Source organism: Halorubrum ezzemoulense DSM 17463 (genome assembly GCF_002114285.1).
Taxonomy (GTDB): Archaea; Halobacteriota; Halobacteria; order Halobacteriales; family Haloferacaceae; genus Halorubrum; species Halorubrum ezzemoulense.
The window spans coordinates 1-19,016 of record NZ_NEDJ01000062.1 but is presented as its reverse complement, the minus strand read 5'-3'; the positions used below and the strand labels follow the sequence as shown (position 1 = coordinate 19,016).

General features: G+C 68.2%; 26 protein-coding genes. 12 read left to right on the top strand and 14 right to left on the bottom strand.

Translation table 11 applies throughout. The annotated features are described in order from the left end of the window. Positions 1 to 19: 19 nt before the first annotated feature. The 5 genes from B9H04_RS14220 to B9H04_RS14200 all read right to left on the bottom strand — a co-directional run bounded on the left by B9H04_RS14220 (position 20) and on the right by B9H04_RS14200 (position 2,705). Positions 20 to 685, bottom strand: coding sequence for a translation initiation factor IF-6 (locus tag B9H04_RS14220; protein ID WP_049929508.1), 666 nt, complete (start codon positions 683 to 685; stop codon positions 20 to 22). A 1-nt stretch (position 686) separates the two neighbouring features. Further along, positions 687 to 965 carry a 50S ribosomal protein L31e gene (locus B9H04_RS14215; protein ID WP_049929507.1) on the bottom strand — a complete coding sequence of 93 codons (279 nt, stop codon included), beginning with the start codon at positions 963 to 965 and terminating at the stop codon, positions 687 to 689. Then, the gene (locus B9H04_RS14210; protein ID WP_004050128.1) at positions 966 to 1,118 is read right to left on the bottom strand and encodes a 50S ribosomal protein L39e; all 153 of its coding nucleotides are present in this window, start codon (positions 1,116 to 1,118) and stop codon (positions 966 to 968) included. 102 nt (positions 1,119 to 1,220) lie between these two features. Further along, a complete protein-coding gene (locus B9H04_RS14205) occupies positions 1,221 to 2,339 on the bottom strand; it encodes a M20 family metallopeptidase (RefSeq protein WP_049929506.1) in 1,119 nt (372 codons plus the stop codon). 81 nt (positions 2,340 to 2,420) lie between these two features. Then, entirely contained in the window at positions 2,421 to 2,705 is a 285-nt protein-coding gene (locus B9H04_RS14200) for a DUF357 domain-containing protein (RefSeq protein WP_049929505.1), read from the bottom strand. 71 nt (positions 2,706 to 2,776) lie between these two features. Here B9H04_RS14200 and B9H04_RS14195 point away from each other — a divergent pair, with 71 nt between their 5' ends. From B9H04_RS14195 to B9H04_RS14165, 7 genes are all read left to right on the top strand, one after another. Continuing rightward, the gene (locus B9H04_RS14195) at positions 2,777 to 3,592 is read left to right on the top strand and encodes a DUF6498-containing protein (RefSeq protein ID WP_085682813.1); all 816 of its coding nucleotides are present in this window, start codon (positions 2,777 to 2,779) and stop codon (positions 3,590 to 3,592) included. A gap of 123 nt (positions 3,593 to 3,715) precedes the next feature. Then, positions 3,716 to 4,468, top strand: coding sequence for an RNase P subunit p30 family protein (locus B9H04_RS14190; protein WP_049929503.1), 753 nt, complete (start codon positions 3,716 to 3,718; stop codon positions 4,466 to 4,468). Next, positions 4,449 to 5,072: a class I SAM-dependent methyltransferase gene (locus B9H04_RS14185; protein WP_049929502.1), complete on the top strand. Its 624-nt coding sequence runs from the start codon at positions 4,449 to 4,451 to the stop codon at positions 5,070 to 5,072. The genes B9H04_RS14190 and B9H04_RS14185 overlap by 20 nt, the downstream gene beginning before the upstream one ends. Before the next feature lie 7 nt (positions 5,073 to 5,079). Then, positions 5,080 to 5,559, top strand: a complete 480-nt coding sequence (locus tag B9H04_RS14180) for an Rpp14/Pop5 family protein (protein ID WP_049929501.1) — start codon at positions 5,080 to 5,082, stop codon at positions 5,557 to 5,559. Between the two features lie 4 nt (positions 5,560 to 5,563). After that, positions 5,564 to 6,325: an archaeal proteasome endopeptidase complex subunit alpha gene (psmA, locus tag B9H04_RS14175; protein ID WP_049929499.1), complete on the top strand. Its 762-nt coding sequence runs from the start codon at positions 5,564 to 5,566 to the stop codon at positions 6,323 to 6,325. 54 nt (positions 6,326 to 6,379) lie between these two features. Beyond that, a complete protein-coding gene (locus B9H04_RS14170) occupies positions 6,380 to 6,856 on the top strand; it encodes a GNAT family N-acetyltransferase (RefSeq protein ID WP_049929498.1) in 477 nt (158 codons plus the stop codon). Positions 6,857 to 6,928: 72 nt separating this feature from the next. Then, on the top strand, positions 6,929 to 7,768 hold the full coding sequence (locus tag B9H04_RS14165; RefSeq protein ID WP_233127158.1) for an SDR family oxidoreductase: 840 nt from the start codon (positions 6,929 to 6,931) through the stop codon (positions 7,766 to 7,768). A 34-nt stretch (positions 7,769 to 7,802) separates the two neighbouring features. Here B9H04_RS14165 and B9H04_RS14160 read toward each other — a convergent pair whose 3' ends face one another. Continuing rightward, the gene (locus B9H04_RS14160; protein ID WP_049929496.1) at positions 7,803 to 8,318 is read right to left on the bottom strand and encodes a hypothetical protein; all 516 of its coding nucleotides are present in this window, start codon (positions 8,316 to 8,318) and stop codon (positions 7,803 to 7,805) included. 221 nt (positions 8,319 to 8,539) lie between these two features. On the opposite strand from B9H04_RS14160, the gene B9H04_RS14155 reads away from it, so the two are divergent. The 4 genes from B9H04_RS14155 (at position 8,540) to B9H04_RS14145 (ending at position 11,843) form a co-directional block, all read left to right on the top strand. Beyond that, a complete protein-coding gene (locus B9H04_RS14155; protein ID WP_049929494.1) occupies positions 8,540 to 10,465 on the top strand; it encodes a beta-CASP ribonuclease aCPSF1 in 1,926 nt (641 codons plus the stop codon). Positions 10,466 to 10,532: 67 nt separating this feature from the next. Further along, the gene (locus B9H04_RS18825; protein ID WP_155120023.1) at positions 10,533 to 10,709 is read left to right on the top strand and encodes a hypothetical protein; all 177 of its coding nucleotides are present in this window, start codon (positions 10,533 to 10,535) and stop codon (positions 10,707 to 10,709) included. A 118-nt stretch (positions 10,710 to 10,827) separates the two neighbouring features. Beyond that, on the top strand, positions 10,828 to 11,208 hold the full coding sequence (locus B9H04_RS14150; RefSeq protein ID WP_049929493.1) for a methylglyoxal synthase: 381 nt from the start codon (positions 10,828 to 10,830) through the stop codon (positions 11,206 to 11,208). Positions 11,209 to 11,255: 47 nt separating this feature from the next. After that, positions 11,256 to 11,843, top strand: a complete 588-nt coding sequence (locus B9H04_RS14145; RefSeq protein ID WP_049929492.1) for a DUF7332 family protein — start codon at positions 11,256 to 11,258, stop codon at positions 11,841 to 11,843. A gap of 7 nt (positions 11,844 to 11,850) precedes the next feature. Here B9H04_RS14145 and B9H04_RS14140 read toward each other — a convergent pair whose 3' ends face one another. From B9H04_RS14140 to B9H04_RS14130, 3 genes are all read right to left on the bottom strand, one after another. Then, on the bottom strand, positions 11,851 to 12,381 hold the full coding sequence (locus tag B9H04_RS14140; RefSeq protein ID WP_049929491.1) for a hypothetical protein: 531 nt from the start codon (positions 12,379 to 12,381) through the stop codon (positions 11,851 to 11,853). Positions 12,382 to 12,452: 71 nt separating this feature from the next. Further along, positions 12,453 to 12,773 carry a transcription factor S gene (locus tag B9H04_RS14135; RefSeq protein ID WP_049929490.1) on the bottom strand — a complete coding sequence of 107 codons (321 nt, stop codon included), beginning with the start codon at positions 12,771 to 12,773 and terminating at the stop codon, positions 12,453 to 12,455. A 123-nt stretch (positions 12,774 to 12,896) separates the two neighbouring features. Continuing rightward, positions 12,897 to 13,691 (bottom strand): alanyl-tRNA editing protein, encoded by a 795-nt coding sequence (locus tag B9H04_RS14130; RefSeq protein WP_049929489.1) that lies wholly within the window; start codon positions 13,689 to 13,691, stop codon positions 12,897 to 12,899. A gap of 333 nt (positions 13,692 to 14,024) precedes the next feature. Between B9H04_RS14130 and B9H04_RS14125 the strand changes: the two genes are divergently transcribed. After that, complete coding sequence (locus B9H04_RS14125) at positions 14,025 to 15,536, top strand: DUF7289 family protein (protein WP_129452383.1); 1,512 nt, start codon at positions 14,025 to 14,027, stop codon at positions 15,534 to 15,536. A gap of 71 nt (positions 15,537 to 15,607) precedes the next feature. Here B9H04_RS14125 and B9H04_RS14120 read toward each other — a convergent pair whose 3' ends face one another. The 5 genes from B9H04_RS14120 to B9H04_RS14100 are packed head-to-tail and all read right to left on the bottom strand — an operon-like array spanning position 15,608 to position 18,861. Further along, a complete protein-coding gene (locus tag B9H04_RS14120; protein WP_129452384.1) occupies positions 15,608 to 16,363 on the bottom strand; it encodes a DUF7289 family protein in 756 nt (251 codons plus the stop codon). A 2-nt stretch (positions 16,364 to 16,365) separates the two neighbouring features. After that, the gene (locus B9H04_RS14115) at positions 16,366 to 16,845 is read right to left on the bottom strand and encodes a DUF7266 family protein (RefSeq protein WP_086216497.1); all 480 of its coding nucleotides are present in this window, start codon (positions 16,843 to 16,845) and stop codon (positions 16,366 to 16,368) included. Then, positions 16,842 to 17,765: a DUF7261 family protein gene (locus B9H04_RS14110; RefSeq protein WP_086216498.1), complete on the bottom strand. Its 924-nt coding sequence runs from the start codon at positions 17,763 to 17,765 to the stop codon at positions 16,842 to 16,844. Before B9H04_RS14110 ends, B9H04_RS14115 begins: the two co-directional genes overlap by 4 nt. Next, positions 17,762 to 18,388 (bottom strand): DUF7288 family protein, encoded by a 627-nt coding sequence (locus B9H04_RS14105; RefSeq protein WP_455583612.1) that lies wholly within the window; start codon positions 18,386 to 18,388, stop codon positions 17,762 to 17,764. Before B9H04_RS14105 ends, B9H04_RS14110 begins: the two co-directional genes overlap by 4 nt. Continuing rightward, positions 18,382 to 18,861 carry a DUF7287 family protein gene (locus B9H04_RS14100; RefSeq protein ID WP_139835094.1) on the bottom strand — a complete coding sequence of 160 codons (480 nt, stop codon included), beginning with the start codon at positions 18,859 to 18,861 and terminating at the stop codon, positions 18,382 to 18,384. Before B9H04_RS14100 ends, B9H04_RS14105 begins: the two co-directional genes overlap by 7 nt. Between the last annotated feature and the right edge of the window lie 155 nt (positions 18,862 to 19,016).

The window sequence follows — 19,016 nt, the reverse complement described above, 5'->3', positions numbered from 1 at the left end:
GGAGAAGGCGGAGCGCGGTTCAGTCGATGAAGCCGAGCGTCTCCTCGATGCGGCCGAGCTCCGGTCCGGTCGTGTCGTCACCGACGACGTACCCCTCGTCGGTGGCGAGGAGGCCGGAGCCGACGAGCGGCGCGCCGTAGTTGATGGTGCCGAGGTCGGCGCGGACGTCGAGCGCCTCCTCGACCGCTTGAAGCTCCGACTCCGTCGACTGTGGATGACACAGCACGCCCGTGTCGTTGGCGACCGCCGCGGTTCCGACCGTCCGGACGTCCCCGAGATCGCCCCGGGTCACGGGAACGTCGAGCGCGTCTTTGATCGTCCGGATCGATTCGCGCGAGAGGTCCGGGTGGACGTACGCGCCGTAGTCGTTCGCGAGGACGACGTTCCCGGCGGCGTTGATCTCGCCCGGGAGTTCGCGCACCGGGACGCCGGCGGCGTCCGCGATCCGCTCCTTCTCGCGCTCGGTCGCGCGCGAGGAGACGAGGATCCCGTTCTCGTTGCCCGTCGCGAGGGATCCGACCGTGTTGGACCTCCCGACCGTCGTCAGCAGCGGCTCCGCGCCGAGTTCCGCCCCGAGGTCCTCGGCGAGCGCCTCGTCGACGTCCGGTCGGATCAACAGGAGGTCGTCGACGGCGCGGGCGAACACGCCCACGTACGACGAGCCGGTGAAGGTCGCCCGTAACACGTTACTCGGCGTGCTCGGCCTCGACGACCGGTTCGCCGTCCTCGACGAACCGAGCCGCGCGGACCCGCACCGTGCTGGGCGGGTTCTGGCGCCCGTTCGCCCAGACGGCCTCGTTGACGGAGCCGTCGATGATCACGTCGCCCTCGTCGACGGAGAAGTGCTTCGCGAGGTGCTGCCGCGTGATCTTCATCGCGTAGTCGGCGCGCTGCTGGACGGGCTTCTCCTTGGCGTCGCGGAGCGGGACGGTGACGACGCGCTCCTCGAAGTCGTTCGTCGACATTTACTCGTCCAGGTCGTTCCGGCGCCAGTTGCGCCGCTTGGGGTTTCGCGTCACGTTCATGTCCGTCTTCATCATGACCCACGCGGGGACGCGGGTGTTCTGGCGCTCCGCCTTCGCCAGACGCTTCTTTTGAGCCTTCGACTTGTCTCCCATAGTGGCGCACACTTTCCGCGGGGCGCATAAAACCCCTTCCATACGGGTCGCGCGAGGCGCCCGTGAGTCCCCGCTCCGTCCGGGGCCTCCCCCTCGCGGCCACTACAGTTCCCGTTCGGCGACCCCCATGTAGATCCGACGACAGCGGTCGAGGGCTTCCAGGCTCGCGCTCTCAGTGTCGGTGTGTGCCTCGCCCGGCTCGGAGGCCCCGCAGACGAGACAGTCGGTCCCCGCCCCCGCGAGCCAGCCGGCGTCGGTCGCGTGCGGCTTGGTGACGTGTTCGGGCGCGTCGAAGCCCGACTCATCGTGGACTGCGCGGGCGACGTCGAGGGCGGCGTCCGCGAACGCCGCGTCGCCGCAGGCCATCGGCGGGAGGTCCTGATCGACGACGAGCTCGACCCCGGCCGTCGCGTCGGCGACGCCAGCCAGATCGGCTCGGTCGCCCGGAACGGTACGCTCGTCGACGGTCGCCTCGCAGCGCTCCGGGATCACGTTCCACGTCTCGCCGCCGTCGATGATCGTGACCGCCAGCGACCCCGACACGTCGTTCCCGAGGACCGTCGCCTCCGGGGCGTCGAGCCCGCGGACCGCGTCGATCGCGTCGCAGGCGCGGTAGATCGCGTTCTCGCCCGCCTCCGGCTCCGAGGCGTGGGCCGCCTCCCCGTGCGCGACGAGCCGCGACCCGCGGCGGCCGCGGTGGGCGACGGCGACGTCCGTCACGCCCGGCTTCGAGTAGTTCGTCGACCCCTCGGCGACGACCGCGCGTTCCGGGGCGAACCCCGCGTCGATCGCGTGGCGAGCCCCGTCGCCGCCGACCTCCTCGCCGACGAAGGAGGCGAAGATCAGCTCCCTGCCCTCCGGCGGCGTCGCGTTCCGGAACGCGAGCATCGCGGCCGCGACCGACCCCTTCATGTCGGCCGTGCCGCGGCCGTAGATCCGACCGTCGCGCCGCTCGACGACGTACTCGCCCTCCGTCCCCTCGCCGGCCGTCTGTTCGGGCGCGGGCGGGACGACGTCGTGGTGGCCGACGAGCGCGAGCGAGTCGGCATCGGGGTCGTCGGTCGCGCCCCTGACCGCGAGCACGTTGCCGGCGTCGTCGCGCTCGACGGTCGCGTCCGTCTCCGCGCGCAGCCACTCCTCGATCGCGTCGCCCGCTGCCGTCTCGTCCTCGTGCGATGGGATCGAGACGAGCCGCTCGGTGAGGTCCGCGAGTTCGTCCATGGACTCAGTGACGGCCGTCGCCGCATAAGCGCGTCCCTCACGTCGGGCGCGGCGAGCGCGGGCCCCGGAGCGGGCCGGCGCTCAGGTCGTGAACAGCTCCGTGTCGTCGGGCACCGCGAACAGCCCGAGCCGGACCCCGGCGTCGAGCCAGCCGTAGCCGTACGAGTAGGAGGCGAGCGCGTTCACCGGGTCGCCGTCGTCGCGGAAGTGGCGGCCGTCGTCGAGGTACGACTCCGCCATCTCGGTCACGTCCGCCGCGGCCTCGCCCAGCGCCGTGTCCGCCGGCGGGCGCGGCTCCGCGACGGCCAGCGCGTCCGCGAGCATCCGCTCGTAGCGGTCCGTCTTCTCCTCAAGATCGGCGGGCATGTCAGAGCGTTCCGTCGGGCGGACAAAAGCGGTCGGGTATTTTTGCGCTCGCGACCCGTTACACTGGACTGATGAAGTCCCGCCCTCCCGCAGGGGGCCGATCGGCCCTCGCCCTCGTGGTCGCGACGAACCTCCTCCCGCTCGCCGGCGTCGTCGGGTTCGGCTGGCGCGTCGGCGAACTGCTCGCGGTGTATTGGATAGAGGTCGCCGCCCTCGTGATCGCCCACGCCGCCGCCGCGATGTTCGCCGAGCGACCGATCCGGCTCGAAGACCGCTCGTTCTACATCACCGGCTACGACGAGGACGCCGAGCGAGACGAGGTGTGGGAGACCGACGCGGAGCCGGTTCACCTCGTCTCGTGGCTCCCGCCGATCTACCGGCGGAACTTCCGCGTCGTCCGCCGGTCGCTCGGGGTGTTCGCGTTCAGGATGTTTCCGCTCTTGGCGGTCGGCTGGGAGGCGCTCTCGTACCTCACGCCCACGGTCGGAGTGGCGACGCTCGGCGTCTGCGGCGCGCAGGTCGGGGAGGTGCGTCGGGAGTTCTTCGCCGAGCGCGCCTACGAGGACCAGTCGCCGTACATGGTGGTCGAGGCCGCCCAGCGCGTCGTCTTCTTCTACTTCGTCGTCGCGATACTGACGGTCGTTTCGGTGACATTCGGAATCGCCGTGATCGATGTGGTACTGGCTCCCGGGCTGCTCGACGGCGTCGCCGACGCGGTCCTCCTCGTTCCGTACCTCCTCCCGATCGCGCTCGGGAAGGCGACCGTCGAATGGAGCCGGCGGCGCGCCTTCCAGGAGGACGACCCGGACGGGATCGCGACGTGGTTTACCGGCGAGGACGCCAGGCGCGACTGGAAGAAGGACGAAGAGTCCGTCGGAGACGCCTGACGACGCGGGGCGCGGTCGCGTCGGCGATGGGAGGGAAGCGAACGCGGCGAGGAGACAGGACGCGGCCGGCGTCGCGGTGCCGAAAGCGCAACGCCGATACGCTCGGCCGCGAAACGGCGGGGCATGTACGAGGCCGTTCACGCCTATCCCGACGGGGAGGCAACCGTCGCGCGCCACGCCGCCACCGCGGCCCGGCACGGGTACGACGGGATCGTGGTGCGGACGCGCGACGCGCTGACGGCGGCCGGGGACGGCGGTCCGAGCGCTGCGGACCGCGGCGAGAGCCCGGATCGCGACCCGGAGGCGCTCCGCGAGGAGTACGGGATCGACGTCGTCGACGCGGTCGAGATCGGCGCCGACGATCCGACGAGCGCCTCGGGCGCGGTCGGAAACTACCGGTCCGACCGAACCGTGGTCTGCGTGGTCGGCGGCGACGACGCGCTGAACCGGTTCGCGGTCGAGCAGGCCCGCGTCGACGTCCTCGTCCGGCCGATGGCGGGCGGCGGCGACTTCAACCACGTCCTCGCGAAGGCGGCACGGGACAACGGCGTCCGGGTCGAGTTCGACTTCGGCCCCGCGCTCCGCGAGACCGGCGGGAAGCGGGTTCGGGCGCTCGCCGACCTCCGGAAGCTCCGGGAGATCGTCGCCCACTACGACGCGCCGTACGTCGTGAGCGCGAACGCGCGGTCGCACCTCGGACTCCGCGCGCCCCGCGAGTTGGTCGCGGTCGGCGAGGCGATCGGCTTCGACGCCGAGGCCGTCCGCGCGGGGCTCCGGGCGTGGGGCGACCTCGTCGAGCGTAACCGGGAGCGGCGCTCCGAGGGCTTCATAGAGCCGGGGGTCCGACGTGGCAGGTATGAAGAAGACGGTCGCTGAACACGCCGAACGGTTCTCCGAGAAGGCCGCGTCGTACGACGACTCGAAGAGCGACGAGTACCAGGCCTGCGCGAGCCTCGTGATCGACCACGCGTCGCCGGGGGCGGACGACGTGGTCCTCGATCTGGGAGCCGGGACCGGGGCCATCGCGCTGGCGCTCGCCGAGGACGCCGAGCGCGTCCTCGCCCGCGACATCAGCGAGGGGATGATGGACGAGGGGCGGCAGAAGGCGGCCGACCGCGGCCTCGAAACCGTCGAGTTCGCGTACGGCGAGTTCCGCGACCCCGGGATCGACGCCGACCGACCGGTCGACGTGGTCACCTCGAACTTCGCGCTCCACCACCTCGCGGACGACGAGAAGCGCGAGGCGATCCGCGTGATGAGCGAGACGGGCGCTCGGCGGATCGTCCTCGGCGACGTCGCCTTCTTCGAGGAGCCGGACCCCGAGGCTCCGTTCTACAGCCCCGAGGTCGACGACCCCGCGACGGTCGGCACGCTGGTCGAGGCGTTCACCGACGAGGGGTTCGCGGTGACGGCCGTCGAGCGCATTCACGACCAGGTCGCGGTGATCGTCGCGGAGCGCGTCCGCGAACTCCCGGCGTGATCTCGCCGTGAAGCACCTCCCCAAACACCTCCGGCCGCGGTGGCGGTACCTCGCCGTCGGGATCGAGACGTGGCCCGACGCCGAGGTCGGGCGGCGCGCGTTCCAGCGCGCGCTGTGGTACAGCGCCGGCAACCTCCTCGGGGACGCCGGCAGCGCCGACGCGGACCTCACGCTTCTGTCGTTCGCGCACGCCGACGGGACCGGGGAGGCGGTCGTCCGGGTCAGACACGGCCACGTCGACGAGGCGCGCGCGGCGGTGGCCTGCGTGAGCGAGGTCGACGGCGAGCCGGTCGGAATCCGCGTGCGGGGGATTTCGGGGACGGTACGTGCCTGTGAGGAAAGATATATGGGTCGCGCGACCGCCAGTTCGACACAGCGAGACGTCGCGTTCGAGGGGTCCGAGCGGCCCGCGGTCGTGCGCGGAGACGCGTGCGACGTGGAGACCGAGTCGGACCGCGTCGGCGCGACGACGTTCGACACCGAGTGATATCATGCAGGGCCAATCCCAACAGCAGGCGTACGACCGCGGCATCACAATCTTTTCTCCGGACGGCCGACTCTACCAGGTCGAGTACGCCCGGGAGGCGGTGAAACGAGGGACGGCGAGCGTCGGGATCCGCGCCGAGGACGGCGTCGTCCTCGCGGCCGACAAGCGCGCCCGCTCCCCGCTGATGGAGCCGGAGAGCATCGAGAAGCTCCACAAGGCCGACGACCACGTCGGCGTCGCGAGCGCGGGCCACGTCGCTGACGCGCGCCAGCTCATCGACTTCGCTCGCCGGCAGGCGCAGGTGAACCGCCTCCGCTACGGCGAGCCCGTCGGCATCGAGACGCTCACGAAGAACATCACCGACCACATCCAGCAGTACACGCAGGTCGGCGGCGCGCGCCCGTTCGGCGTCGCGCTCATCGTTGGCGGCATCGAGAACGGCGAGCCGCGCCTGTTCGAGACGGACCCGTCGGGCACGCCGTACGAGTGGCAGGCGCTCTCGATCGGCTCCGACCGCAGCGACCTCCGCGACTACCTGGAGACGGAGTACGAGGAGGGCATCTCGACGGACGAGGCGGTCGGGCTCGCGCTTGACACCCTCGCGCAGTCGAACGACGGCGAGCTGTCCCCGGACGGCGTCGGCGTCGCGACGATCACCGTCGACGACCCCGAGTACGCCGAGCGGCCGGTCGACGAGATCGAGTCGATCCTCGACGAGCGCGACCTGCTCGCGACCGACGAGGACGAGGCCGACGACGAGGAGTAGCGCGGGCCAGCGCGGCACCGAAGCGACTACTTTTGCGGCCGCGAACGCCGACACATGAGCGACGACGCGGTCGATGTTGCCGACGCCGACCGGGGACTCGGCGAGTCACCGCTTTCGGACGGGTACGAGCTCCGCGAGACGACCCCCTCCGTCGAGGCGTTCCGCCGGCTCCGGCGGGAGGCGGGCATGACAGACCGGTCCCGGGAGGCCGTCGAGCGCGGGCTCCCGAACACGACGTTCGGCGTCCACGTCGTCGAGACGGCGTCCGGGTCGACGGTCGGAATGGCGCGGCTCGTCGGCGACGGCGGGTCGGTATTCCACCTCTCGGACACGGCGGTCGCGCCGCCGCATCAGGGCCGGGGGATCGGGACGGCGATGGTCGGCGCGCTCGTCGCGTGGCTCCGCGCGAACGCCCCCGACGGCGCGTACGTCAACCGCTTCGCGGACGTCGACGGATTCTACGAGCGGTGGGGGTTCGAGCGGACCGCGCCGGCGTCGAAGGCGATGGGGATCCGGACCGAGGAGCTGTAGCCGACCGGGACGCGGCGGGTCGGCCGCGCCCGCGTCGGGAGAGTTATTGCGTCGGAGACAGACCGGAAACGCGTGCAGAAGACGGCACTCATCACCGGCTGTTCCTCGGGCATCGGTCGCGCCGCGGCGCACGCGTTCCTCGACGAGGGATGGACCGTGTACGCCACCGCGCGGAACCCGGCGGACATCGAAGCGCTCGGCGAGGCGGGCTGCGAGCTCGCCACGCTCGACGTCACCGATCAGGACGACATCGACCGCGTGGTCGAGCGGATCTTAGACGAGGAGGGCGCGATCGACGCCCTGATCAACAACGCCGGCTACGGCCAGTTCGGCCCGGTCGAGGACGTGACCACGGAGCGGGTCCACGAGCAGTTCGACGTGAACGTGTACGGGCCGCACCGACTGATCCGGGCGGTCCTCCCGTCGATGCGCCGCGAGCGCGACGGGACCATCGTCAACGTCTCCTCCGTCGCGGGGCGGGTGTCGATCCCCGGCGGCGGCGTGTACAGCGGGTCGAAGTTCGCCCTGGAGGCGATGTCGGACGCGCTCCGCAACGAGGTCGACGACCTCGGCATCGACGTGGTCGTCGTCGAGCCGGGGCCCGTGCGGACGAACTTCTCGAAGCGCGCGGAGTCGGAAGCCGACCCCGAGGAGCGCGAGGGGATCGAGCGGACCGAGGCGTACGACGAGTTCTACGCGATGTTCGAGGACGCGCAGCTGATCGGCGGCGACGGCCCCGGCTCGGTCGAGCCGGAACTCGTCGCGAACGCCATCTACGACGCCGCGAGCGCGACGCAGCCGCCCGCGCGGGTCCAGCCGGGCACCGTCGCGAGCGTCGGCGTCCTCGCGCGGTTCCTCCCCGACGCCCTGATCGACAAGGCCTACGGGTTCATTCGGAGCTTCACCTCGTAGCGCGGGCGCGCCCCGGTCGCGCGGCGGCGGCCGGTCACCCGTCCGCGTCGACCGCGAACGGGCTCTCCCCCTCCCGCCAGTTCCAGCCGGGGAGCCGCGTCTGGAACCCCGCCGCGAGCGCGGCGTCGAGGTCGTCGGCGCCGGCCGTTCCGGCGCCGGCCCCGTCCGCCTCGGCCGCCGCGTCGCGGTCCACGTGCGTGTCCGCGACGTGGAACGTCGCCTGCGCGAGCAGCGAGAGGGGACGGCCGCCGGCGATCGTCGCCGCCAGCTCGCGCCCGAGGACCTCGTCGACGACGAAGCCCGGGTAGTCGCCCGCCACGTCGAGGTCGCGGAGGAGCCCGACGCAGGCCGCGACGTTGACCGCGACCTCGCCGTCGGCGAAGACGGCGTCGACCTCGCGGTGGTAGGCGTCTGGCGCCACCTCGTCCACCGTCGTCTCGAACCGTCGACCGAGGCGGTCGCGGGTGTCGTTGAGGACCGGGACGACGACGTCGGCGCGGTCGCGGACCCAGGCGTGTTCGTCGCGGACCGTCTGCGGCGTGACGCGCATGGGCGGCGTTCGGCCGCCCGGGGCTTGCCCTTTGCGAAGGCTTTTATAACGGCGGGGCAGTAGCCTGAGACAAGCGGGTTTTCGCTGGCTGTTCCCGCACGGAACACTACGGACAGTACTTCCACTATGCCTACCCGTCACGGTCGACCGATCGGCGGCGTGTCGCGGCGCGACCCGCGGCGCGATTCGACGACGGCGGCCCCGACGACCCGCAGTGAGATATGAGTCAAGTCGACAAGCAACTCGATACGTTGAAATCAGAGATCGAACAGGAGATTCCGAACGACATCACGGTCACCGACGTGAAATACGAGGGACCGGAGCTGGTCGTGTACACGCGCGACCCCAAGCGGTTCGCCGGCGACGGCGACCTGATCCGACGGCTGGCCTCGAAGCTCCGAAAGCGGATCACGGTCCGCCCGGACCCGAGCGCCCTCTCGCCGCCGGCGCGGGCAGAAGACGAGGTCCGGGACGTGATCCCGGAAGAGGCCGGCGTGACAGACCTCGACTTCCACGAGGACACCGGCGAGGTCGTCATCGAGGCCGAGAAGCCCGGCATGGTGATCGGCCGCCGGGGCTCGACGCTCCGCGAGATCACCCAGGAGGTCGGGTGGACCCCAGAGGTCGTTCGGACGCCGCCGATAGAGTCCTCGACCGTCTCGAACGTCCGCGGCTTCCTGAAGAACGAGCGCGAGGAGCGCCGCGACATCCTCGAACGGGTCGGCCGGCAGATCCACCGCGAGGAGATGTCCGACGACGAGTGGGTCCGGATCACGACGCTCGGCTGCTGCCGCGAGGTCGGCCGGGCGGCATTCATCCTCTCGACGCCCGAGACCCGGATCCTCATCGACTGCGGCGACAAGCCCGGCGCGGAGGGCGAGGTGCCGTACCTCCAAGTGCCCGAAGCGCTCGGCGCGGGCGCGGCGACCCTCGACGCGGTCATCCTGACCCACGCCCACCTCGACCACTCCGCGCTGGTCCCGCTCCTGTTCAAGTACGGCTACGACGGCCCCATCTACACGACGGAGCCGACCCGCGACCTGATGGGGCTGCTCACGCTCGATTACCTCGACGTCGCCGCGAAGGACGGGCGGACGCCGCCGTACGAGTCCGCACAGGTCCGCGACGCGATCAAACACACCATCCCGCTGGAGTACGGCGATGTGACGGATGTCGCCCCGGACGTGAAGCTCACGTTCCACAACGCGGGCCACATCCTCGGCAGCGCGGTCACCCACTTCCACATCGGCGACGGCCTCTACAACGTCGCGTTCTCGGGCGACATCCACTACGAGGATACCCGCCTGTTCAACGGCGCGGTCAACGATTTCCCACGCGTGGAGACGCTCGTGCTTGAGTCCACCTACGGCGGCCGCAACGACTACCAGACCGACCAGGAGGACTCCGAGGAGGCGCTCAAGGAGGTCATCAACGAGACGTACGAGCAGGGCGGGAAGGTCGTCATCCCCGCCTTCGCGGTCGGGCGCTCACAGGAGATCATGCTCGTCTTAGAGGAGGCGATGCGCGAGGGTGAGATCCCCGAGATGCCCGTCCACCTCGACGGGATGATCTGGGAGGCGACCGCGATCCACACCACCTACCCCGAGTACCTCCGCGACGACCTCCGAGACCGCATCTTCCACGAGGACGAGAACCCGTTCCTCGCCGACCAGTTCAACCACATCGACGCCGGTGAGGAGGAGCGGCAGGAGGTCGCCGACGGGGACGAGTGTATCGTCATCTCTACCTCGGGGATGATCGAGGGCGGGCCCATCATGTCGTGGCTCCGCCACATCGGCCCCGACCCGGACTCGAACCTCGTCTTCGTCGGCTACCAGGCGCAGGGAACGCTCGGGCGCCGGATCCAGAACGGCTGGGACGAGATCCCGGTCGACGGCTGGGGCGGCGGGAGCCGCGGCGACACGCTCACGCTGGAGATGGGCACCGAGGTCGTCGACGGCTTCTCCGGCCACGCCGACCGGCAGGGGTTAGAGAACTTCGTGAAGACGATGAACCCCCGCCCGGAGAAGGTGCTGTGCGTCCACGGCGACGAGAGTTCCGTCCAGGACCTCTCCTCGTCGCTGTACCACGACTACAACATGCGGACGTTCGCGCCGAAGAACCTGGAGACGTTCCGGTTCAAGTAGGCGCGCGGCGAGGGGCGCGAGCGTCTTCGGGGACAGCCGGAGGGCGGACGCGCTCCGCCTCCCGCGTATGGGAGTAGTTCCGGGCGACATCGACGCGGCGCCGGGACTCGGCGGTCTCGTCCACCTGCTGTTGATCGCGTGGGTGTGCGTGACGATCGCGGGCGCGATGCCGCAGTTCGTCCCGGTGTGGTCGGGGACGACGCTCGCGGACGGAGCGCCGGTCCCGGCGGTCGCCGGCGCGTAGCCGGTGACGCTCGGTCGCTCCGGCGCGGGTCGGACGGCCCGCGGCGGGGACGGCCCGCGGCGGCGACGGTTCGGGCGACGAGGCCAGCGCTTAAGCGACGCCCCCGCGACTCCCCTGTATGCGCCTCGCGCTCATCGCTCACGACGAGCTGAAAGACGAGATGGTCGCGTTCGTCGAGTCGCACACCGACGCCCTCGGCGAGTGCGAACTGGTGACCACCGGGACGACCGGAAAGCGGATCGCGGAGGCCACGGGCCTCTCCGTGAACCGGCAGGCCTCCGGTCCCTTCGGCGGCGACCTCCAGATCGGCGGGATGATAGCGGGCGACCAGATCGACGGGGTCGTCTTCCTCCGCGACCCGCTGACCGCGCAGGCGCACGAGCCGGACATCTCGGCGCTGCTGCGGGTCTGCGACGTGAAGGACGTACCGCTGGCGACGAACGTCGCGTCCGCGGAGATGCTCGTCGACGGGCTGCTCGGCGGCGATTCTCTCGACTGATACCGCCGACCGCGGAGATTTAACCCGGCCGAACCAAGGGTCGACAGATGACTCGCCCCGCAGGAACCCGCGTCCGCGCCCTCGCGTTCGCGTTGCTGCTCCTCCTCGCGACCGTCGGCGCCGGCGCGGCCGCGGGCCAGCCCGCGGTGTCGGAGCACGCCGCAGGGTCGGAAACGGTCGTTCGCTTGGCGGCGGCGGGCGCCCACGCGTCGGTCGCGGGGGCCGCGGGCGGTCCGGGGACCGTCGGCGCCGAAGCAAACGCGAGCGGGAGTCGGGTCGGCCCGATCACGCGGTGTTTCGCCGGAACAGGGTACCCGATCGCGATCGGCGGCGACGAGGGGAGCGCGACGATGGAGACGGTGATCCACTTCTCCGTACTCACCGACCCCGCCGCGGGCAACGAGTTCGGCGTCGAGACAGTCGGGCGACTCGGCGGCGAACCGATCGTGACGCTCGCCGCGGGCGTGCGACTGACCGCGCGGCAGGCGATCGCTGACGGAGACCCGTTCGCGGCGTTCGACGTGCTGTACACCTACGAGCTACGGTTCCCGATGTTCACCGGGTCGGTGGGCGACGCCGACTACGAGGACGACGGATCGCCGATCGGTTCGAGCGCCGGCGCGGTCGACTGCTGACGGGCCCCTACCGCTCGACCGCGTCGTCGTCCGGGGGACGAACCCCGCGGACGAGCGACAACACCTCCCGTCGGGTCGCCTCGAAGTCGTCACCGCTCAGGTACGCGCCGCCCGCCAGCAGGTACTCTCCGGCCTCCCACACCGCGAGCAGCGCCTCCACCGAGACGTGTTCGCCGTCGACCTCGCAGCGCCCGTGGGACACGGTGAGCGTCGCGCGCGACGCGTCCGGATCGTCGACGTCGATGCGTCGCTCGTCGCGCCGCGCGAGGCCGGTGATGTCCCGCTCGGCGAGGCGGTCGCGGAACCCCTCGCGGGCCCGCGACTCGACGAGCCGCGTGAGCGCCGGGTTCGGTCCGGTCTCCGGCGAGACGCGGAGTCGACTCGCGAAGAAGAACGGCCGCGGCGGCGGGGTCTCGCGCTCGTAGCGCGCCGTGCCCGCGGTGACCGAGACCGGTCCCGCCTCGAAGGGGCGCTCCGTCGCCTCCGCGACGAGCGTCCAGCCGTCGAGGCGGTCGCGGGGGACGACCGGTGGCTCCATGGACTCGTATCTCTCCGGACGGGAATAAAACGGACGGGCAGCGGGAGGCGGTCAGAGGGTCGAAGAGCCGGTCAGTGGTCGTCTTCGCGCCACTTGTGTTCGCACTCGGTACAGACGAAGAACCGGGTCTCCGACTCGTCGGCCGCGCGGATCTGCTGCATGTACCAGTACGCCTGATCGTTGTCGCACTCGGGACACTGCGCGGTCGTCGTCGGGAGCCCCTTGTCCTCGGCGTCGCTCACGTCGACGATCTCGGACTCGACCTGCGACTGGGTCGTCCACTCGTCGTCGCCGTCCTCGCGCCCGATCTCGTACCCGCAGGAGTCGCACACCCAGTGGTCCTCGCCCGCGCCGGATTTCATCATGGATCCGCACTCGTCGCAGAACTTCATGCCCGAACCTACCGCGGATCGTATATAAACGGCGGGATCGCAGACGGACGCCGGGTGGAGGCGTTGGCGAGCGCCGGGAAGAGTCGCGGGCGGACGCCGACCGGGCCGCCGGCGTCTCCCCCGTCATTCCACGTCGACGTGTTCGGCGAGCGCGAAGCGGACGCGCTCCTCCTCGGGCCCCTTCGTCTCTCGACCGGTGACGACAACCTCGCCGATGTCGGACGTGTTCGCGACGTGCGTCCCCGCGCAGGCGGTGCGGTCGTACGGCTCGTCGCCCTCGTCCGCGCCAGCTATCTCGACGATCCGGAGCTCCTCGATCGAGTCGGGGAGGAGGTCGATCCGCGTCCGGTCGGTGTCGAGCGTCGCCTCCGCGGTCTCGCGGTCCATCGTGTAGCTCGACACCGGTCGCGCGTCGGCGACGAGCTCGTTGAGCCGCGCCTCGATCCGGTCGAGGTCGTCGTCGGTGAACCGCTCGTAGGCCGCGTCGAGACGCGCCCGGTCGGCGTACAGCTGGTTCCCGGTCGTCTGCGCGTCGAACTCGTCGAGCAGCAGCGCCGACAGCAGGTGCTGTGCGGTGTGGTACCGCGAGTGCGCCACGCGGCGGTCGGCGTCGATCTCGCAGGTTACGTCGGTTCCCGGCTCCGGGAGCGCGGGTGCCTCGTCCGAACTACCAGCGTCTCCGGTCGGTTCGACCTCGTGGTGGACCGTGTCCGCCATCTCGGTGTCGACGACGCGCCATGGAGTGTCCCCGTCGCCGTCGGTCGCCCGGATCGTCCCGGTGTCATGCGGTTGCCCGCCGCCGGTCGGGTAGAAGTGGGTCCGGTCGAGGACGATCCGGGCCGGGTCCGAGAGGACGCGCTCGACGGTCGCCTCGAACGTCGTCACCGCGTCGTCCGCGAGGTAGAGTCGCTCGGTCACGGATACAGGAAAGGTCGCCGCCGAAATATATCCACGGCTCGCCGTGGCCGCTTCGGAACGCACCGGCCGGAAAGCCATCCCGCGGCGGCAGAGTTGGGCACCCTCATGTCTCTGAGCGGCCGTGTTGAATCGCCAGACAGCAGCGGGGTGAGCCGCTAAATAAAAGGGGTTGAAATGGGAGAGTCCAGTTCGACCTTCACAGGGTACTGGGGCCTGATCCACACCAGTAGTTATCATACGCAATACTTTGACCGAAAGCTTATCAATTTCAGATTGACGACGTTTTCATAACATCCTGCCGGGGCACTTGATGCTGCTTCGTCGAGAATACCCATGACACCGCCCACCACACCTCGAAGACGGGAACGAGGGCAGTCGACCCTCATCGGGTTCGTCCTGTTGATCGGGATGATTGTCATAGCAGCGTCGGTAACTCTCTACTTCGGAACGGCCATGATGGGCGATCTCAGGGGCGAAATTCAGGGGCAAGACGCGGAACAGACGATGCGGGAGATTGACTCCCGGCTGAGTGAGGTCGCGTTCAGCGACAACCTCGAACACACGCTCGCTTTCGACCCCAGCGAGGGGCAATCGGTACGCGTCGCCGACAACGCGGAGATGGTAATCGAACTCGACGGCGGCCCGAGCTGTACCCCGTTCGTGATTCCGATGGGATCGCTTCACTACGAGAGCGACGGTTACTCGACCGTCACCTATCAGGGCGGTGGGATCTGGAAAGGGACGCCGAGCGGCAACGAGATGATCTCACCCCCCGATATGGAGTACAAGGACGGAACGCTGACGTTTCCGTCTGTGAATATCAACGGCAGCGCCGGCGGACAGGTGGAGACGCTCCAGGCAACCAAGAACCTCGAATACTCTCGTGAACGGTCTCGCGAGTACTCTCAACTGATGGCGAACTGTTCGAACGCGTCGCAAATGACCGTTACCGTCGAGAGCCGCTACGCCGACGTGTGGGGCGAATACCTCGAAAGTGAAGTCTCGACGAATTCGACGTACGACCTCGACAACGCCGATCCCGACGACGACTCGGTGACGGTAACGATCTCCGAAGGCGTGGACTTCGGCGTCGGGGGGAATGAAAGCGAAATCAGCGTCTCGGAGAACGCGACTGTCTCGACGACGGTCCTGGGAACGGAGGTGTCCAGTCAGACACCCATCTGGTGGGGCGGTATGCGAAAATACTGGGCCCCGGTTACGATGGGAGTCGTAACCGACGACGAACAGATGCGGCCGTGGCCCGACGGACCGTACGATCCCGGTGACCCCGTCACCGCCGAACAGAACCTCAACGACCGAGAGACCCAGCTCTCCGAGTGGACTCACGAGTTCGAAGTCGAGGCGGGAGCGACCGTGTCGATCCGAGCGACGCAGTGGTCGTGTGCCGATTACGACTACGCTGGGGCGGACACGTACGACGGAACGACGTGGTATCACTACAACTGCGACGATCTCGGCTCGGTGAACCTCCGCACGGACGCGTCGGCGGGTGAGAACCCGGAGAACGTCAGAGTGCTCAAGAACGGCGACGAGATGCCGGTGATAGAGACGAGGTACCGGCAACGCAACGCCGAAGAAGTTCTCGGCCCACTGCTCAACGAGACGGGACACCTACAGCTAGAGGACAACCAAGTGGTGTTCCTCTTCGAGATCACTGACCCGGACGCCACGTGGGAGAGCGCGAAAGACGATATCGGCGATCCCAATTACAACGACGCGATCGCACTCTTGGAGATAGAGGACCAGGAGGGCAAGGAGGTCGCCGGCGGGTTCGAGATCAGACTGACGACGAACGAGGTCATCATCGAGACCGCCGACAAGTGAGTGAATCGCTCAGCCGATCGAAATCGAACCGCTCGTCTCGGACTTGACCGGGCCCTGCCGTCACGGGCCTGTTACGGCAAGAGCCCCACCGTCACCTTGGTCGTCCGAACGAATACGGTATCGGCCTCGCACGTGTAGCCCGCCGCCGTCTGGTTCCATCCCTCGCGTTCGGCGAACCACCCTTCCCAAGCTTTCTCGTGGCGTGACTCCTCGACCTGGATCGTTACGTTTTGGGCCACGTCGGCCTCGTTGACGACGGTCCCGTTTTCCCGCCTCGGATAGTATATTCCGGAATCCTGCTTCGCGACCGTGACCAGTACCGATCCGTCCACACTCGTCGATGTGACGTTACCGCGCGGATCGATCTCGACCAACGAGATGATCGCCTCCCCGTCTCGACACGTCACGGTCGGTGGGCGTGACACGAATCCGTAGCCGTCGTTCGTCCGTAGGACCGCCCCGTTCTCGTAGCTTATCTCGGTCTCGTCTTTCGTGTACGAGAGTGACCCGGTTCGGACGGTCTCCGCGAACGTCCCGTTATCGAGTCCAACAGACACGGTGAACCTCGCGGTACGGTCCAGCGATAGCGTGCCTCCCGAGAGTCGGAACTCGCCCGCCCGTGTCGGGGCGTTTCCCCGCTCGATGTCGTGAAAGTTCTCCGCGAGCACCGACATCGCGCGCTCGGTGTTGTGTATCTGTTCCTCCTGTTGTTGTTCGGTGATAGCGGCGAATCCGCCGGTGTACACGGCGCTGACAGCGAGTAGGATGAGTGAAAACGAGAGGACGAATCCGACCATATCGCTTACGGCGCGCTCGTTCGCAGTCATGGCTACACACGCTCCACGCGGACCGCGGTCCCGTTGTGAACGAGTCTGATCTCCCCTCCGAAGGCGGTCGACTCGACGGTGTCGATGTCGTCGCGGACGGGGATCACGACCGGGGCTTCGATCGCCCGCGATTCGAGCACGAGGCAGGCGTCCGACCGACAGTCTCCGTAATTCGATGTCAGTCGCACTCGGTAGCGCGAGTTCACGACCCGCTCGGGATGTGACGTCTCGACGGTCATCGTCGAGTTCGTCGGGTCGGCGACGCGGTCCAGTGCCGTGAGTTCGGTCCCGATCCGTTCTCCGATCGTCGTGAGTTCGCCCTCTACCGCCCGCTCACGCTGCGTCTCGACCGCGCCGCCCGCAGTGATGATAAGCCCGGCGATCAGCACGGAGGTAATCCCCATCGTGAGAACGTGTGTCAACGCGACCGAAACTCCCCGCCGGTCGCCGCGAAGCCGGTCTGTTACACCGATGCCTTTCATTCCGAATCACCACCGATCCGAACCGTTATCTGCGACTCCGCAGACACTTTGTCGCTCACGTATTCGACATCGACGACGGCAGTCGACAGCTCGCGGCTCACGTACGGCTGACCGTCACCCGGGTCGGTGTGGAAGTTCCCGGAATCGACGTCGCTGGCCTCGTCGACGAGGAGATGATACGCACCGTCGGACCGGTGACCGTTTTCAACGCGAAGGTCGTACGGGGCGTTCAGTCCTGGAGCGAACGCGAAGCGCTGGGTCCCGTTGATCGCTCCACCAGTGACGTTCACCCGAGTCGCGTTCCCCGAGACCGACTCACTGACCGTGGTTCCGTTGTCGTACGTGACGTCGACGCTGACGGTATTCGACGGGCCTTGGCTAACGTTGAGGCGCCAATCGCCGCCGTCTTCACCCCTGGCGATGAACGTCGTCGGCGTCGGGCTCCGCGGTTCTATGACGAGCTCGAACGGGGTGGATTCGTTGAACGTCGCGTCCTCCACGAGGGTCCAGTGGCTTTGGTTCGCCCGCGAGAGGACGGCTCGTGAGCGGTTGCGCTGCCGAAGAACCTCCCTTTCGAGTTCGGACGCGCTCTCGTTCAACGTCACATCAAGATACGCCGGCCGCCGGTCGACGATCTGCTCCGCCTTCCGATCGCTGTAAACGGTCAACGTCGCGTTCAACTCGTGGATGTCGACGTAGCCGTCTCGTTGTTCAAGCCGGTCGGTGAGGCGGTCGACATCCGTTCGAACGACTTCCAACTGTCGCTCTACCTCGTTCATCTCCCCGAGAGAATTTCCGGGATTGGTGTTTTGGGTGTAGATTGTAGAGTTCAGCACGACGACGAGTGCCAATAGGCTCGCTGCCATCACGACCGCCCCCACGAGCATCAGTTGACCGCGGTCGTCGAGTTTTGGGATCACCAGACGATCACCCGAACTTCGACCACGTTTACCAAGGTCGGGTCGTCGAGGTCCTCGGCGTAGAACTTCGAGACGTTCCCCCCGAGGGTACCGCCGGGACTGTGTGTCAACTCCATCCCGTCGTGAAGCGCTATCGAACGGGTCGCGGTGACCGCGTTTCGACCGGGAGTTCCTTGGACGAACAGCGGCTCCGTCTCCGTCGTCTTCCCCTGCGTCTGATAATCCAGATAGACGTTGTACCGATAGAACCGGGAAGTGAACGTCTCTTCGAGGAGAAGGCACAGCGTGAGTGGCTCGTCCGCTATCGTGTCGGGGCAGTCATCGCCGGGCTGGTACGCGGTCGGCCACCCCGATTGTCCGTCTTGGGAGTCCCAGTACAGTGCGGCTTCACGAAGCGCGTCCCGCTCGTGAGCGGTCGCGAGAACGTCGTCCGTCTGCGTCCCCAACTGTCCCATTGTGTCGCGATCGATCGTTCCGGCCGTTGTGGGGGTAATTACCACCGCAGTCGTCGCTAACAGTAGCGCCGTGAGGATCACGACTGCGGAAATAACGCCTTCGAGAGTGTACGCTTGCCCGCGATCCGCGTCGGACGGCGGTCGCCGTTTCGGCGGACCGGCTACCATAGTCGCACCTCGATACGACAGGTGGCCGTACAGGTGTGGTTCCCTACGTAGCCCGACTCCGGGACGACGACGCGTGTCGCAGCGGCCGTGGACTCGCCCTGATACGGTGGACCGACTGTATGTTGGACCGTCCCGTTTCCGTCGACGAGCGTCACGTTCACCTCACTCTGTTCGGCCGTCGGTATTCCGTCTAAGTTAGACTCGTTCGCGAAAAACGAGTCAGTGCCAGCGCCGTCGAGCACGTTCTTCGAGTCTGGTTGAGTGATCTCCGCGAGGACGTCGGCGGCGTACCTATCGGCCTGTGCGGTCTGTGAAGCGTCAACAGGCGCCGTAAACGGTGTGAAGAGAGTCGGGATGAATCCCACGACGAACGCAGTCGTGAGGAGAAATATCGACACCCCGATGACGTAGTCTTGGAGCGTCTGGCCGCGACGATCCGACGTGAGTCGCTTCGATTTGCGAGGTGGGGTCACTTCGAGTTACCTTACGATCGTTACGGAGGGTGTGTGCGTTCCGCGGGATGGTCGCTGGTGTTATACATCCGATTTCGGTCGGACAGAGGACCGACCTCGGAGAGAGTGGCTCTGTACGAGATAGGACATTAGCTAGTATTTGGACGGAGTCGATA